Source organism: Pseudomonas sp. IzPS59 (genome assembly GCF_014863505.1).
In the GTDB taxonomy this organism is placed as follows: domain Bacteria; phylum Pseudomonadota; class Gammaproteobacteria; order Pseudomonadales; family Pseudomonadaceae; genus Aquipseudomonas; species Aquipseudomonas kribbensis.
In genome coordinates, this window is the sequence record NZ_CP062251.1 from 2,136,451 (window position 1) to 2,152,822 (window position 16,372).

General features: G+C 63.2%; 11 protein-coding genes. 3 read left to right on the forward strand and 8 right to left on the reverse strand.

The genetic code is table 11. The annotated features are described in order from the left end of the window. Positions 1 to 35 precede the first annotated feature (35 nt). Positions 36 to 992 carry an alpha/beta hydrolase gene (locus IF189_RS09620; RefSeq protein WP_134826041.1) on the forward strand — a complete coding sequence of 319 codons (957 nt, stop codon included), beginning with the start codon at positions 36 to 38 and terminating at the stop codon, positions 990 to 992. A gap of 66 nt (positions 993 to 1,058) precedes the next feature. Here the strand turns inward: IF189_RS09620 and IF189_RS09625 are convergent, their stop codons facing one another. The 5 genes from IF189_RS09625 to pvdM all read right to left on the reverse strand — a co-directional run bounded on the left by IF189_RS09625 (position 1,059) and on the right by pvdM (position 8,992). Beyond that, complete coding sequence (locus IF189_RS09625) at positions 1,059 to 3,539, reverse strand: TonB-dependent siderophore receptor (RefSeq protein WP_134826042.1); 2,481 nt, start codon at positions 3,537 to 3,539, stop codon at positions 1,059 to 1,061. 113 nt (positions 3,540 to 3,652) lie between these two features. Then, on the reverse strand, positions 3,653 to 5,302 hold the full coding sequence (locus IF189_RS09630; RefSeq protein ID WP_085711964.1) for a cyclic peptide export ABC transporter: 1,650 nt from the start codon (positions 5,300 to 5,302) through the stop codon (positions 3,653 to 3,655). Positions 5,303 to 5,413: 111 nt separating this feature from the next. Further along, positions 5,414 to 6,301 carry a formylglycine-generating enzyme family protein gene (locus IF189_RS09635; protein ID WP_085711965.1) on the reverse strand — a complete coding sequence of 296 codons (888 nt, stop codon included), beginning with the start codon at positions 6,299 to 6,301 and terminating at the stop codon, positions 5,414 to 5,416. A 37-nt stretch (positions 6,302 to 6,338) separates the two neighbouring features. Beyond that, on the reverse strand, positions 6,339 to 7,625 hold the full coding sequence (locus IF189_RS09640) for an aminotransferase class V-fold PLP-dependent enzyme (protein ID WP_192553186.1): 1,287 nt from the start codon (positions 7,623 to 7,625) through the stop codon (positions 6,339 to 6,341). Then, entirely contained in the window at positions 7,622 to 8,992 is a 1,371-nt protein-coding gene (gene pvdM, locus IF189_RS09645; RefSeq protein ID WP_192553187.1) for a pyoverdine-tailoring dipeptidase-like protein PvdM, read from the reverse strand. Before pvdM ends, IF189_RS09640 begins: the two co-directional genes overlap by 4 nt. Before the next feature lie 217 nt (positions 8,993 to 9,209). Between pvdM and IF189_RS09650 the strand changes: the two genes are divergently transcribed. Beyond that, positions 9,210 to 10,835, forward strand: coding sequence for a PvdJ/PvdD/PvdP-like protein (locus IF189_RS09650; protein ID WP_192553188.1), 1,626 nt, complete (start codon positions 9,210 to 9,212; stop codon positions 10,833 to 10,835). A 58-nt stretch (positions 10,836 to 10,893) separates the two neighbouring features. Here IF189_RS09650 and IF189_RS09655 read toward each other — a convergent pair whose 3' ends face one another. From IF189_RS09655 to IF189_RS09665, 3 genes are read right to left on the reverse strand one after another with little or no spacing between them, the layout of a single operon-like run. Continuing rightward, positions 10,894 to 12,288: an efflux transporter outer membrane subunit gene (locus tag IF189_RS09655; RefSeq protein WP_192553189.1), complete on the reverse strand. Its 1,395-nt coding sequence runs from the start codon at positions 12,286 to 12,288 to the stop codon at positions 10,894 to 10,896. A 7-nt stretch (positions 12,289 to 12,295) separates the two neighbouring features. Further along, entirely contained in the window at positions 12,296 to 14,269 is a 1,974-nt protein-coding gene (locus IF189_RS09660) for a MacB family efflux pump subunit (protein ID WP_134826045.1), read from the reverse strand. Continuing rightward, positions 14,270 to 15,433 (reverse strand): efflux RND transporter periplasmic adaptor subunit, encoded by a 1,164-nt coding sequence (locus IF189_RS09665; RefSeq protein ID WP_134826046.1) that lies wholly within the window; start codon positions 15,431 to 15,433, stop codon positions 14,270 to 14,272. It abuts the gene before it with no gap. A gap of 325 nt (positions 15,434 to 15,758) precedes the next feature. On the opposite strand from IF189_RS09665, the gene IF189_RS09670 reads away from it, so the two are divergent. After that, positions 15,759 to 16,241 (forward strand): sigma-70 family RNA polymerase sigma factor, encoded by a 483-nt coding sequence (locus tag IF189_RS09670; RefSeq protein WP_192553190.1) that lies wholly within the window; start codon positions 15,759 to 15,761, stop codon positions 16,239 to 16,241. Positions 16,242 to 16,372: the final 131 nt, after the last annotated feature.

The window sequence follows — 16,372 nt, forward strand, 5'->3', positions numbered from 1 at the left end:
CGCGCCCCTTTTTTGCTGATACAAGGATCTTCGCGATGTCGTTACACCCTGATCTGGAAGCCTTTCTCGACCTGGCTCAAGACAGCCAGGAGGCCGGTCTGCCGGCGCTGCACCAAATGACCCCGGCTCAGGCCCGGGACACCTTCGAACAGACCACCGCGCAGTTGCGATGGACGGCGCCCGAAGACCTGGACGTGCAAGCCATCAGTGCGACTGCTCGGGACGGCGCGCCTTTGGCGCTGCGCCTGTATCGCCCGCACGGTGAGTCAGCGCCAATGCCGGTGCTGGTGTATTTCCACGGTGGCGGGTTTGTGGTCGGGAGCCTGGATTCCCATGACGGCGTGTGCCGCGAGTTCTGCCGGCGCACGCCGTGCGCGGTGCTTTCGGTAGGCTATCGACTGGCGCCGGAACACCGTTTCCCGACGGCGCTGGAAGACGGTGAGGACGCCTTGTCGTGGCTGGCCGAACACGCAGCGTCGTTGGGCCTGGACCCGGGCCGGGTCGCGTTCGGCGGTGACAGCGCCGGGGCCACGCTGGCCACGGTACTGGCGGTGCAAGCGGTGGTCCAGCCGCACACCGTGGCCATCGCGCCCAAGGCTCAGTTGTTGTGCTATCCGGTTACCGACGCCTCGCGTGCCCATGATTCGCGGGCCTTGTTCAGCGAAGGCTATCTGCTGGAAGACGAGACACTGGACTGGTTTTATGGGCATTACGCGCGCACCCCGGAAGATTATCTGGACTGGCGTTTCTCGCCGTTGCTGGCCGACGATCTGCGGGGTGTCGCCCCGGCCATTGTGGTGCTGGCCGGGTTCGATCCGCTGCTCGATGAGGGGCAGGCGTATGTCGACAAGTTGCGTGAGCACGGTGTGAGCGTCGAGCTCGAACACTGCCCGGGGCTGACGCACGACTTGCTCAGGTTGGCGTCGGTGATGCCCGATGTCCTGCAGGTACACGAAACCCTGAGCCGGGCGCTGCATCGCGCCTTGAACTGAGCCACAGACCAGATCGCAGGCCAAAAAAAAACCCCGCAATGCGGGGTTTTTTCATGATCGCTGCAATCAGAAGTCGGCTTTGACCGACATCACGAAGTTGCGCGGATCGCCGTAGAAGTTACCGAAACCTTCGGTGCCCACAGTGGCGTAGTAGCGTTTGTCGAACAGGTTGTTGCCATTGAGGGCGACGGACCAGGTGTCATCGATGCGGTAGCCGATGCGACCGTTCCAGACCGCGTAACCCGACTGGGTGATGTTGTCACCGCCCAGTGGCGAGGTGCGGTAGTTGCCGCTCTGGGCGTTGACGCCGGCACCGATGGTGACGCGATCCAGAGGGCCGCTCAGGCTGTAGTCACCCCAGACGCGCAGCAAGTGGCGCGGCACGTAGGAGTTGTAGACCACGCCGTCCTGGGTGGCGTCGGCATCTTCCAGCACTTTGGTCTGGGTGTAGGTGTAGCCGGCCAGCAGTTGCAGGCGATCGATCACTTCACCGCTGACTTCCGCTTCGAAGCCCTGGGCGCGGACCTTGCCGGAGTTCAGCGAGCAGGAACTGTCTTCGCAGCGCGGGTCATCCTGGGCCGCATCTTTCTGAATGGTGCGGAACAGGTTGAAGGAGCTGTTCAGGCGACCGTCGAACCACTCGCCCTTGATCCCCAGCTCGTAGCTCTGGCCGATCAGCGGTTTGAGGGTGCCGCCGTCGATGGTCTTGTAGCCGCCCTGCGGGGTGAAGATATCGGTGTAGCTGGCATACGCGGTCAGGTTGTCGTTGAGATCGAACAACAGCCCGGCAAAGGGGGTGACCTGTCCGGTTTCGGTGGACTTGGTATTGACCGGGGTGCCTTCGCCGCGGAAGTACTGCACGGAGTCGGAGTCGGACTTGTACCAGCTGACACGGCTGCCCAGTACGAAGGTCAGTGGGTCGGCCAGTTTCAGGCGGGCGGTGGAGTAAACGCCGTATTGCTTGATGCTGATGTCTACCGGACCGCCCCGGGAGGCATTGGCCAGGTAGTAGCTTTCGTCAGGCTTGGGCAGGTGATGGTTCGGGTCCAGCACGTTCTGGCGCTGTGGCAGGGCCGCCACGGCGTAGAAGTCATCCTTGCGGGAGCGGCTGGCGTTGGCTCCGACGGTGATTTCGTGCTGCTGGCCGAACGCGTCGAATTTGCCGTCCACGTAGGCATCGAAGCCGTAGTCGGTCTGCTCGTAGTCGTAGATGCTCCCCAGCATCAGCGTGTTGGAGCTGGTGGCGCCGACCGGCACCGCGCCGCTCGGGAACGCGTATTCCATGTCCTGGGTGTTGCGCGAGAAGACCCCGGCCACCTTCAGGGACCAGTCGTCGTTGAACTGGTGCTTCACGTCGCCGAAGTAGGTGGCGCGTTTGCTGCGCTGGTTGTTCCACGAGGTGTTCAGGCAGGTGGAGCGCTTGAGGTGCAGGTCGGAGCCGTCGGCGTAGCGCGGCAGACCGCCCCAGCAAGGTGTGGCGTCGACGTCTTCATAGGCCATGCCCAGGCCCAGCGTGGTGTCGGGGTTGAGGTCGAAGTCCAGGGCGCCGTAGTAGATCTGGTCCTTGCGGCTGGCCACGTCATAAAAGTACTGACGGGTCTGCTGGGTGACCACGGCGCGGCCACGGATGGTGCCGGCGTCGTTCAGCGGGCCGCCGGTGTCGACCTGACCGCGATAGTTGTCCCACGAGCCTGCCGAAAGCGACAGTTGGGTGTGCGGGGTGTCCTGGCCGCGCTTGCGCACGAAGTTGACGCCACCGGCCGTACCGCCTGCGCCTTTCATCATGCCGGCGGCACCGCGCAGCACTTCGACGCGGTCATAGATGGCCATGTCGCTGTTGAAGCTGTCGGCCTGTACGTAGCTGCTGCCGATGTCCAGCGGCACGCCGTCGTACTGGTACTGGCCGCTCATGCGGAAACCGCGGGAGTAGAAATACTTGCCGCCCATGGGCGAATCGTAAACGGTGATGCCCGGGGTCTTTTCCATCACTTGTTCGATGGTGTTGAGGTTCTGGTCATCCAGCATCTTGCGGGTCATGACCGTGACCGACTGCGGGGTCTCCTTCAGCGAGTGCACGCCCTTGCCGATGGTCACGCCGCCGGTGGTGTAGGAGTTGCTGCCTTCGGTGGTCTCTGTCAGGCGCTGGCCGTTGATGTTGGTCGGTGCCAGTTCCATCGCGCTGCCGGTGGCGGGTGCCAGCAGGGTCACGGTGTTGCCGTCACGCTGATGACGGATGCCGGTGCCCTTGAGCATGGCCGCGATTGCGCTGTCGTCTGCGTATCGGCCGCTGAGGGCGGTGGAACGCAGGCCTTGCAGGCTTTCCGGGCTGTAGATGATCTGCAGGCTGGTCTGCTGACCGAGCGATTGCAGGGCCTGGGCCAGTGGCTGCGCCGGGATGTTCAGGGTCCATTCCTGGGCCTGGACATACGGGGTGACGGCCAGCGTCATTGCCAGTCCCAGGCCGGTGGTGGCCAGGCGAGAACGGGTGGCACCGTGCATGAGCAGGGCTCGGGTCAGTGGTCGAAGCATGAAGCGGGATGCGGACATGTGATTAAGACCTTGGCAGGTATAGTTGTTAATGGTTCTTATTTGTCTGATTGAGACGAGGAAGCCGCGGTAAACCGGAAATATTTTTTCCGGTCTGGCCGCGGCTTCATCGATCAAGCGGTTTGCAGTTCGCTTTTGACCTTCCCGGCCTCCATGCGCACCAGTTGATCGGCGACGTCGAAGTAACGGTCATCGTGGGAAATCACGATGATGGTCTTGCCCAGCCGTTTCAGGTCGGGCAGCAGTTCGGTGTAGAAAATCCGCCGGAATGTCGGGTCCTGGTCGGCCGCCCATTCGTCGAACACCAGCACCGGACGCTCTTCGAGCCAGGCATTGACCAGCGCCAGGCGCTTGCGTTGGCCGGTAGACAGGTCGGTGGTGCTGAAGGCGCCGTCACGCACGCTGACCTTGTGCGCGATTTCCAGCCGTTCGAGGTAGCGGGTGGCGTCCTGCGGCACTTCGCGGTCACCCTGGATCAGATCGTCGAACAGGTAGTAGTCGGCAAAGATCGTGGTGAAGTTCTGTCGATAGTCGTCGCGGTTCAGGGCGGTGATCGGCTGGCCGTTGACCCGGATTTCACCTTCGGTGGGCGCATACAGGCCCAGCAGGAGTTTGATCAGGGTGGTCTTGCCACAACCGTTCTCACCGACGATGAACACGATGTCGCCTTGTTCGATGCGCAGGTTGACCGGCCCGAGGCGGAACGGCTCGCTGCCGGGTACGGGCGGGAAGGCGTAGCGTACGTTGTTCAGTTCCAGGTGGCTGACCACACCGGGTTTGCTGCCGTGATCCTCCAGCAACAGGTGGGGCTCGGGCGAGGAGAACTGCTCGCTCAGTTCGGCAATTCGGCGGAACGCGATCTGTGCGCGGCTGATGATCGGCAGCGTGCCGACCAGATGTTCCAGCGGGCCTTTCATGTACAGCAGCACCAGCACGAAACCGCTCATCACCGCCTGGTCACCGCTCGGCCAGAACGATTGCAGGGCCAGCGCCATGCCGATCACCACGAAGAACAGCATCGAGCCGAACGACTTGGCGATCACGAAGGTGTTGATGGAGCGGATCTGGGTATCGCAGATCTTTTCCGCGGTTTTCTGGATGCCCGAGACAAACATGCGCTGGCGGCGCGGACGGTGGATGCGCAGTTCCTTGGCGCCTTCGGCAATCGCGTTGTAGTGCTTTTGCAGTTCGTCCTCGGAGTCGCGCGCGGCGTAGAAACCGCGCATGCCCTTGGCCCGGGCAATCGCCTGGATGGTGGTGCCGATGGCAATCGCCACCAGCATCATCAGGAACATCGGCCAGGACAGCATGGCCAGGTAGCCGAGGCAGCCCAGGGTCACCGTCATGGAAATGGCCAGCGGCGCGAACGCAAAGGCGAAGTCGCTGATGGTGTCCACGTCATGGGTCAGCACGGGGATCAGGCGATGGCTGCGGTAGCGCTCGATCTGGTCGATCGGTGCCGACAGCACCTTCTCCCCCAGCTCCTTGCGCAGGCGGGCGATGATGTGTTGACCGACATAGTTGGTGCCGATGTCGGACAGGATCGTGGTCAGCAAGGCCAGGGCGCACAGCCCGGCGAAAATCATCACCACGGTGCGGGTCAGTCCGTCGGACGAGTGCAAGGCGTTGTTGATGGTCGCCAGCAGCACGGTGACGCTCAGGCCGCCGATCATGCCGAGCACGATGGACACGCAGACAATCAGGCGGAAGGGCTTGAGCAGGGCGAACAATTCGTTGATCGCCCCACGCGTTGGCTTGGTCATGGAGGATTCCTGCTTCGGTGCGGAGGGAGTGCCGGTATGTAAGGAAAACGAATGGTCACGGGGTTTCTTTAACAACGACCGCAGACGGGCTGCGGTCGCCGACAGGCCGGATCAGAGGTCGCGCACTACGCGAAAACCGAGCCAGTCGCCCTTGCTGGTCGGCCAGCTGCTGTTGCGGTTGCCCGAGCGGGAAAACACCGGTGCTTCGCCCCAGTCGTTGCCGCGCATGACCTGGCGTTCGCAGTTCTCCTGGGTCCATGGACGGCCGTCGTCGGGCACGCCGGAGTAATCCTTGTGATAGCAGTCGGCGGTCCACTCGTAGACGTTGCCGTGGGCGTCGTACACGCCAAAGGCGTTGGCCGGGAAGGTGCCGGCCGGGGAGGTGAAGTTGTAACCGTCGGCGGCGCCGTAAGTGTTGGCATGTTTGGAGATCTGGTAATCGCTGCCTTCATCGAACGGGAAGGGGAACGGGCCGGTGCTGCCGCCACGGGCCGCGTATTCGCGGATCGACTCGCTCGGCAGGCGATAGCTGTGGCCGGTCTTTTTCGACAGCCAGTCGATGTAGCCCTGGGCTTCGGCGACGTTCATGCACACGGCCGGATCGCGTTTTGTCTGCTTGAACTCTGGCTTGCCGGCGGTGCAGCGACGGCCCGGACGATCATCGAAGTCATAGGGCTTGGCGCCGGTCTCGCGGACGTAGGCGTCCCACTCGCCGACCAGCACTTGAAAGCGGCTGATGGCGAATGGTCGGGTGAAGGTCACTTGATGGCGCGGGCCTTCGTCGGGTTCGCGGCCGACTTCGTCGTCCGGTGTGCCCATGGTGAAACTGCCGGTCGGCAGGACCACCATTTCCGGGCAGTCCTTGCAGTCCTTGAACACCTTGCCGGGGGCCGGCGGGGTGGCGGCCGAGGCAGTGCCGGGCAGAAGGGCCGCGCACAGTGCGGTCAGGGCCAGGGCGGGCAACGCCTTGAAGGCGGTTGAGGCATGAGGCTTTTTCATGGGTCGTCTCTGTGTAAAGGAAACCGGGGCGCAGGGTTCAGGCGCGCAGCGTCTTGCCCAGCAAATCGAGGAAACGGTCTACTTCGGCTTCAGTGTTGAGCAGGCCGGGCGCGGTACGGATCACCGGGCCGACGTCGCGGCTGACGGCATCGCAGACCACGCGGTTTTTCATCAGGCGGGCGGCGATGTCATCGCTGTCGCGACCCTTGACCCGGAAGAAACTGAAACCGGCGGAGAACTTCGGATCGACCGGCGTTACCAGTTCGATTCCTGGCTGCTCCTGCAAGCGCAGCTTCAGGTAACTGTTGAGCTGATGGATGCGGGCCTGCACGTCGGCCTTGCCCAGTTGCAGGTGCAGCTTGAACGCTTCGTCCACCGCCCAGCGGTGTTCGAAGGCGTGATAGCCGCCCGGCGTCATGGTGTTGGCGAAAGTCGTGGCTTCGGAAAAGGTCGGCACGCTGGGGCTGACATATTTCACTTCGTCGCTGCGACTGCAGACGATGCCGGTGCCGCGCGGGCCGAACATCCATTTGTGCGTGCCGGCGATGAAGAAGTCGCAATTCATCTGTGGGAAATCCAGGTCTTCGACGCCGAAACCGTGCACGCCGTCGACCACGTAAATGATCCGGTCCTTGTCGTCCCGATTCCGGTTGTGTTCGTCGACGAGGCGGGCGATGTCGCCGATCGGCAGCTTCACGCCGCTGCCCGAATGCACCCAGGTCATGCCGAGGACGCGGGTTTCGGGGCGGATATTGCGATTGATAGTGTCGAGCACCTGATCCATCGACACGTCTTGCGGGTTCTCGAACAACTTGAGTTTGCGCACCCGGGTGCCGTCGCGGGCGGTGCGGAAATCGAGGATGTTGCGGGTCGAGTAATGCTCGTGAACCGTGGTCAGGATTTCCTGGTCCGGGCGCACCTGCACACTGCCGTAGATCATTGCCAGGCCTTCGGTGGTGCTGCCGGTGAGGGCGATCTGGCTCGGCCTGGCCTGCAGGTATTTACCGGCCCAGACTCGCACGTTCTCCTCGCGTTTTTCGGTGACGCCCAGATCCCAATCCATGGCCAGACCCGGATTGCGGTCGATGTCCGCACGGTAGCGAGCGATGGCTTCGCGCACGGGTCTTGGATGGGAGGTGACGAGGAAGTTGGCGAAGTGGATCGACTGCGGATCCTGTTCGAACATCCCGCGCAGGGTCGCCCATTTGTCTTGCGGCGAGGCCTGCGGATCGGCCGCCCGGGCCGGTGCAGCCAGGCTGACGCCCAGCGGCAGGGTGGCCGCCAGTACGCCGGCCTGTTTCAGGAAAGTGCGGCGGTCGGTCATGGTCGGGTCGTGTCCTGGCGGGAGAGCAGCGCAGGTTTGGCGGCTTTCTGTACCTGTTCCCAGACCCGCAGGAAGTTGCCGCCCCACAGCTTGGCGATGTCCGCTTCGGAGTAACCGCGCTGGATCAGTTCGGCGGTGACGTTGCGGATCTCGCCGACGTTCTCCCAACCCTTGATGCCGCCGCCGTCGTTGAAGTCGGAAGCGATGCCGACGTGGTCGATGCCGATCTTGCGCACGGTGTAGTCGATGGCGTCGCCAAGATCCTTGAGGGTGGCTTTCGGTTCTTCTTCGAGTATCCCGTACAGGCCGCTGGCGTACTGGCCGAGTTTCTGTTCCGACCAGGCGGTGATGATCGGGTCGCCCGGCATCAGGGCCATGGCCAGGTTCGGCAGCGGCGGCAGCTCGAAACGTGCACGCAGCGCGTTGAGCTTGTCCTGAGTGCCCTGGGTCAGTGGCTTGAGATATTGCGAAAAGCCGACCACCTGCACCACGCCGCCGCTGTTCTTGATCAGTTGCAATTCCTTGTCGCTGAGGTTGCGCGGAATGTCCACGGCCGCTCTCGGCGCCGAGTGCGAAGCCACCAGCGGGGTGCGGCTCAGTTGCGCGACCTGTTCCAGGCCCTTGGTCGACATCTGCGAGACATCGATGATCACGCCCAGGTCATTGAGGCGGTGCACGGCCTGTTTGCCGATGTCGGAGAGACCGTCGAGCGCATCCGGGGAATCATTGAAAAACGGCAGCGGGCGCGAAGAGTCCGCCCAGCTGTTGTTGCCGATGTAGCTGAAGCCGAACATGCGCATGCCGCGACCGGCCCACAGGTCCAGTTTGCTCAGGTCGTTGCCCAGCGGGTAGGCGTTGAGCATGCTGATGAAGATCGCAAACTTGCCTTCGCCGTGCAGTCGGCGGAAATCGTCAGGGGTGTAGGCGATGCCGACCTGATTGGGAAAGTCGCGCACCAGTCCGGAAATGATCTTGTAACGCACCTCCTGCTGATTGCGCGCTTCTTCGACGAAACCGTCGGTAGGGCGGTGCGGCGCGTTCGGGCCGTTCCACATTTCCGGCCAGCCGAACACGGTCAGTGCCGCGCCGGACAACCGCCCACGATTGGCCTTGATCAGGTCGAACTGCCCGGAGCCATCCTTGTCGGCTTCATTGCCGTGAGCGCCGAAACTCAGGGGCACGGTGATGTGGCTGTCGAACGACAGGATCCGGTCCTGCAGTTCGGTGGCCTGTTTCATCACCTTGACCGGGTAGCCGGGGTTGTCCCTGAACCAGTAATCCCAGGCCAGGAAGCCTGCGCCGGCACTGATTGCCATGGCCAGCGGCAGGCCAATGTATAGAGCCTTTTTCGAACGCGGTTTTGTCATTGCCATCTCATTCAGGTTCGCCGTCGAGTTACAGGCGCAGGGGCCTTTGCTATCTGGGAGGAACGACTGAGGCGACAAAGAATTTAGCGTGGCGGCAAAACAACGGGCGAAGACAGCCGGGCATGAAGAGGTTCTTTTCGGACAGCGATAAATTTACCGATCCAGCAAACGTTCTAGCTTGGATAAAGCCTGCTTCATGGCTGACACAGGTAGGGCAATGACGATCTCTCGACGCTGGTTCATGGCGGGCATGGCACTCACGGGCGCTGCGCTGCCTGCCGCTTTTTATGCACATCGTGAGCTGACCCGCGAGGAGGAGCCGATCACGCCGGGCGAGGCCACGGTCGATCTTGCGGACACCGCCGGGCAGCAACTGGCCGACAACCTGCGCGGAATCTGGGACATCCGCTTCACGGGGGCCAATGCCGGACTCGACGGCTTGCCCCGTGAAGGCCTGGAGTTGTTTCTCGATATTGCCCAGCGCGGGCGCGGTTTGCGCGGGTGTCTCGATACCGGCCCTCGCTTGCGTAGCGACGGCTCGCCGCACTATGAGGTCATTGGAGATCTGGCTCCGGGCAATGGCGCGGAGCTTTACTGGCGCCTGATGCGTACGGACATGCCGCAAGCGCCGGCAGTCTATGAGTTCAGGGTCAAGCTGGACGAAGTCTGGGCGGCCTTCGGCAATGCCGGCAGCGGCACGTTTACCGGGCAGGTGCTGCGGCTGGACCGGCCGCTGGCTCTGCCGGAACTCGACAATCGTTTCATCGCCATCAAGCGCCGCTTCCCCGAGGCCCGCGAGCGGACCGGCCTGAACCCGACATTGCTGGCGTGGCTGGTGTCGCCCGAGCATCGCCTGTTTCACCAGCTCTGGCATGCCTCGCGGGACAAGTGGCACAAACTGTCGGAGAAAAAACGCGACGCGTTGCGCGGTATCGGCTGGCAACCCGGCCCCCGGGACAAGGAGCGCGACGCGCGTGGCCCGCGCAAGGATCGCAACGGTTCGGGCGTCGACTTTTTCTTCATGCATCGCCACATGCTGGGCGTCGCCCGTTCGATGCAGGATCTGCCGTCGTGGTCGAGATTCCCCGCGCCGCAACCGGAGCTGGAACGTGACCGTCAGGGTTTTGCCCGCTACTTCGACAACCACGACGGCAACGCCTTGCCACCGACCTGGCTGGCGGAGGGCGATGACGAATACACAAAGTGGGTCAGCGACATCAAGGCCGCCGAGACCTATCACAGCAACTTCCAGGTCTGGGAGTCGCAGTACACCGATCCGCGCTATCTCTCGAAACTGACCCTCGGCCAGTTCGGCTCGGAAGTCGAACTGGGCCTGCACGACTGGCTGCACATGCGCTGGGCGTCAGTGGCGCGCGATCCTTCCAACGATATTCCGCTGCCGATGGCCCGGGACCAGGCGGACTTCGCGGCCCGTTGGTACGCCGCCGAAAACGACTTCCTCGGCGACCCGTTTTCCTCCCATGTGAACCCGGTGTTCTGGCGTTTCCATGGCTGGATCGACGACCGCATCGAGGACTGGTATCGCGCTCACGAACGCTTCCATCCGGGTGAAGTGAGCCGCATGCAGGTCAATGGCGTACCATGGTTTGCGCCGGGGCGATGGGTCGAGGTCGATGACCCGTGGCTCGGCCCGGACACCCATGGTTGCAGCACCGTTCCCGGCCTGCAGGTGGGGCGCTCGGTGGAGATGGACCCGGAAACCATGAAACTGGCGCTGCGCATCACCTTCGGCGATGAAAACAACATGGCCGATCTGTTTCGCCGGATTCCGCAGCGGCCGTGGTACGCCAGGCACCTGAAGGTCAAAGGGCGACAGCTCTGAAGACAAAAAAATCGCAGCTCTCGGGCTGCGATTTTTTTTGCCTTGAACCGGGCTGTTTTCAGATCACTTGCCAGCCCCCGCCCAGTGCCTTGTACAGCGCAATGCTGGCCTGCAGGCGTGACAGCCGCAGTTGCACGTTCAAGTCCTGGGCGGCGTACAGCGTGCGCTGAGTTTGCAGCACCGTCAGCAGATCCTCGGCGCCCGCCTGATAGCGACTCTGGGCAATGTCGAACGCGGTCTGTGCCTGGCGCAGTTCTTCGCTTTGCCACTGACGTTGCTCATCGAGGCCGCGAATGCTTGTCAGGGCTTTCTCGACGTCCGCAAAACCATTGATGATCGCGCCGCGATAGGTCTCCAGCAGCTCTTCCTGACGCGCCGTGGCCTTGTCGCGCTCGGCGCCGAGGCGGCCATTGTTGAAGATCGGCGCCACCAGGCCCGACGACAAATTGTAGAAGGTGGTACGCAGCAAATCCGCCGCGAGGTCGGCGCCGGTGCCCAGGCTGGCGGTCAGTGTCAGCTTGGGCAGCATGGCGGCGCGGGCAACGGTGACATCCGCCTGGGCGGCGGCCAGTTTTGCTTCGGCGGCGGCGATGTCCGGGCGTCGTTGCAGCAGGTCGCTGGGTACGCCGCTGGCAATGTCCGGCCATTGCAATTGGGCGAACGACTGCTTGGGCGACGGCAATTCCTGCACGGGTTGGCCGAGCAGTGCCGCCAGGGTGATCAGGGCCTCACGCGCTTGTTGCTGAGTCAACGGCAATTTGCGTTGTTGCTCGGCGACCAGGCTTTTTTGCTGAGCCAGCTCCAGCGCCGTGGCGCCACCGGCGTCGTAACGGGTCTGCACCAGATGCAGCACGCTCTGCGCATTGGCCAGGTTGAGCTCGGCAATTCGCGCCTGCTCACGCAGCGCCAAGGCCTGGGTGTAGCTGTTGGCAACGGCGCTTTGCAGGGTCAGTTCCACCGTCGAGCGATCAAACTCACTGGCCTGCACGGCGAACACCGCGCTGTCCCGTGCGGCGCGTTTACCACCCCAGAAATCGATTTCGTAACTGGCGCTCAACTCGGCATCGTAATAATCCAGCGAGCGTTTGTTCGGGTTCACATCGAGCTGGCTATAGCCTTTACCGTGCAGGAGTTTCTGCCGGTTGGCATTCAGACCGGCCTTGATTTCCGGCAGCAGCGGGGCGCCGGCGATGGTCGCACCGGCCTGGGCCTGGCGGACCCGGGCGACGGCGGCGGCCAGGTCATGGCTGCCCAGTCTTGCCTGATCAATCAGTTGATCGAGCTCCGAGCTGCCGAAGTGCGTCCACCATTGCCGATCGCTCTGGCTGGCGCCGGGATGTTGCGGCGATTGCCAGGTTGGCGGTGGTTGCAGGCCGCTGTCGGGGCGCGGCACGGGGCTGCCGCAGGCCGCCAGCAAAACGCTGGCGGCGAGAAGTGTCAGGTGGGCTTTCATAGGTCGATCATTCACTGGTGAGGGCCTTGACCGGGTCGAGCCGGGCGGCCTTGCGGGCCGGCATGAAGCCGAAGATGACGCCGGTGGCCAGCGCGCAACCGAAGGCGCCGGTCACGGCGATCCACTGGAACGCCATGGCCACACCGCTGAGTTGCAGCACGCCGCCGACCAGCATCGCCAGGCTGATGCCGGCAATGCCGCCGACCACCGAGAGCATCACGGCTTCGGTCAGGAACTGGCGCAGGATGTCGCGCTGACGGGCGCCGGTGGCCATGCGGATGCCGATTTCCCGGGTGCGCTCGCGCACGGTCATGAGCATGATGTTCATCACGCCGATACCGCCCACCAACAGGGAAATGGCGGCAATCGCCCCGAGCATCAGCGACAGTGTGCCCTGGGTGCGAGCCTCGGCCTGGATCATCGCGGCATTGTTGGTCAGCTCGAAATCCTTCTTCCCGTTGTGCCGGCGCAGCATCGCTTGTTCGATGGCGTGCTCGGCTTCCTTGACCCGGCGCGCATCCCGCGCGGCAATCACCACGTATTCCGGATTGCGGCTGCCGAACAGGCGCATGCTGGCGGCGGAGTAGGGCACGGCGATCCGGTTGTCACTGTCCGAATCGCCGGAGCTGGAGCCTTTTTCCGCGAGTACACCGAGGACCTGGAACGGCACGTTTTCGATCAGGATGTACTGACCGACAGGGTCGGCGACGTCCTTGAGCAGTTTGTCGCGCACCTTGGTCCCGATCACCGCAACGGCCGCGGCGCTGTCTTCATCGGCCTGGGTGAAATAACTGCCCTGGATCACCGGCCAGTTGAAGATGGTCGGGAAGTTGGTGTCGTTGCCACCCACGTAACTGGTGTGGTCGGCATTGCCGAAACGCACGCCGGCGGTGGCGCCGTTGACCGGCATGATGCGTTCAACCTGAGGCAGGGCGGCCAGTTCGGCGACGTCATCGAGGGTGATGATGCCCGGCGGTGTGCGCGGGTTGGGCGCCGCGCCGCTGAGATAGATGATGTTGGAGCCGAATGCCCCCATCTGCGCCATCACCTGGCGCTTGCTGCCTTCGCCCACCGCCAGCATGACCACAACGGACGCGACGCCGATGACGATCCCCAGCAGGGTCAGCGCGGTGCGGAAGCGGTTGACCCACATGACGCGCCAGGCCGCTTGCACGGAATCCACCAGTTCGCCTTTCCAGGCGCCGCTCTGGGTGCTGCCGGTGGTCAGGCGCTCGCGCAGGTCCACGGCTTGCAATGTGCCGGAGCCGGAGGCGGTTGTGGCAGGCGATTGTGGGGCGGCGGTATCGCTGATGATCAGGCCGTCACGGATTTCGATGATGCGCTTGGCGCGTTGCGCGACTTCGCGGTCGTGGGTGATGAGAATCACCACGTGGCCCTGATCCGCCAGTTCGTCGAGCAGGGTCATGACCTCGGCGCCACTGTGGCTGTCCAGCGCACCAGTGGGTTCGTCGGCAAGAATAATATGGCCGCCATTCATCAGTGCGCGGGCAATCGACACCCGTTGCTGTTGTCCGCCGGAAAGCTGGTGCGGGCGGTTGGCGGTGCGGCTGGCGAGGCCCAGGCGGGTGAGCAGGGCGTGGGCCCGGGCGTGACGTTCGGCGGCCGGTGTGCCGGCATAGATTGCCGGCATCTCGACGTTTTCCTGGGCTGAACCGGACGGAATCAGGTGATAGCCCTGGAACACGAATCCGAACGCTTCGCGGCGCAGCCAGGCCAGGGCGTCGGTGTCCAGCCGGGCGACATTTTCCCCGGCAAACAGGTACTCGCCGCTGCTGGGACGGTCGAGGCAGCCGAGGATGTTCATCAGTGTCGATTTGCCGGAGCCGGAGGCGCCGACGATCGCCACGAATTCGCCGGCATGAATCGACAGATCAATGCCGCGCAGCACTTCCACCAGCGGGCTGTCGCCGCCGCCGTAGGCTTTGCGGATCTGCCGCAGGTCAATCAGGGGCGTTTGCATTCAGCCTCCGTTGCCGGTGGCCGGACTGCTCAGGACGTGATCGCCTTCGGCAAGCCCTTCGAGGATTTGCGTGCGCAAGCGGTCGCGGATGCCGATCCGGACTTCCCGGGATTGAATCTCGCCATTGGCGGCGACGACCTGCGCCGATTGCCAGTCTGCACGGCTGCTGCGCTGCAGGGCGGCGGTGGGCACGGTCAGGGTGTTTTGCGCCTGCTGTGAAACGAAGAACACCTGGGCCGTCATGTCGGTCATCAGGCTGTTGTCGGTGTTTTCGACATCCAGCAACACCGTGTAAAGCACCACCCGTTCGCTGCCGCTGCGACCGCTGGTGGGACTGGCGCCCTGACTTTGCTCGAGCGGACGCGGCGGCACCGGCAGGATCTGCCGCACGGTGCTGCTCCAGCGCCGGGTGCCGCCACTGAGGGTTGTGAAGTACGCCGTCATGCCTGGCTTGACGTGACCGATGTCGGCTTCGGAAACCTCGGCCCACACGGTCATCGGTGAAAGCCGTGCGATCCGCAGGATCAACGGGGTCTGTTGTTGCGCGTTAAGTGTCTGGCCTTCCCGGGCACCCACGGCCACCACGGTGCCGGACATCGGCGCGTAGATGCGTGTGTAGCCAAGCTCGGCCTCGTCACTGCGCAGACTGGCCTGGGCCTGACGGATCTGTGCCTGGAACATGTCGATCCGGGCCTGGGTGGCGCGTACTTCGGCCCGGGCGGTCTGGACGTCTTCCTCGCGGGTGGCGCCCCCGGCAGCGAGTTTCTGCTGACGCTGGTATTTCTGCTGCGCCAGCTCATGCTGGGCGCGTTGTTCCTGCAATTGCGCCTTCAGGTTCTCGATGGAAAACCGGCCAGCGTCGAGCTTGGCCTTTTGCGTGGAGGGGTCGATTTCCACAAGCAACTGGCCCTCCTTGACCACATCACCGGCCTCCACATGAATTTTCTGGATCTGCCCGGACGCCTGCGCACCGACATCCACATAGCGGCGTGGTTGCAGGGTGCCCAGGGCGGTCACGCTGTTTTCGATGTCGCCACGGGTCACTTGAACGGTGGCAAGCGTTTCACGTCCGGGCGGCAGTACTTGCCACGCGGCAACCGCGATGACGGGGATCAGGCAAAGGGCAACGAACAGGGCACGGCGGGCGGGGAGGGGACGTTTCATGCAGGGTTCCGGCCAGTGGAATTCGGCCCGTCGTTCAGCAGGTGAGCAGGTTCGGTCGGTCGCTGAACGCTGTCGCAAGGCACGACAGACACGGGGGAGCTGTCCTGTAAACGATGCATGCGCAAGGGAATTTAAGTGTTCACACACGAAGTTACAGGTTGCCGGAACGGGCTATTTGTCAGCGAAGGAGAATCACCACTTTAAATCTATATGAGAATTACTATAAATTACGCGCCTCACGTTGCCACCATCCTGCTACCGCCTCGCGGGGCCCGGAAAAACGGTGTGCTCAAGGACAGAACCCGCACTCAAGCGGCCGGGAGTCATGTTGGAAAACTACTATCGCGAGCTGGTGTGTTTCCTGAACGCCAAGCTCGGCAACCGACAGGTGGCCGAAGATGTGGTGCATGACGCCTATGTGCGGGTACTGGAGCGTTCCAGTGATACGCCGATCGAACAACCCCGGGCCTTCCTCTATCGCACCGCACTGAATCTGGTGATCGACGATCATCGACGCAATGCCCTGCGTCAGGTCGAATCGCTGGAAGTGCTCGACAGCGAAGAGCGCTACTTCACCCCGTCGCCCCACAGCACCCTCGACCATGGCCAGCGCCTGGACATGTTGCAACGCGCATTGGCCGAGCTCGCGCCGCTGTGCCGCGACAGTTTTCTGCTGCGCAAGATCGAAGGCATGTCCCATCCCGAGATAGCCGAACACCTTGGCATTTCCAAGGCCCTGGTGGAAAAGCACATCGTCAATGCCATGAAGCATTGCCGCCAGCGAATCAAGCAATGGGATGCCCACTGAAGCCCCTGCGTTAAATTTTATTTCACTGTCCTCGTTCCTACTCAACAGACGACCTGTTGTCCTGTCCCGGGCCGGCCGGTCACCCAAGCTCTTCCTCCGCGCTGTTCGGGGGTTCATCCAGAGGACACTGG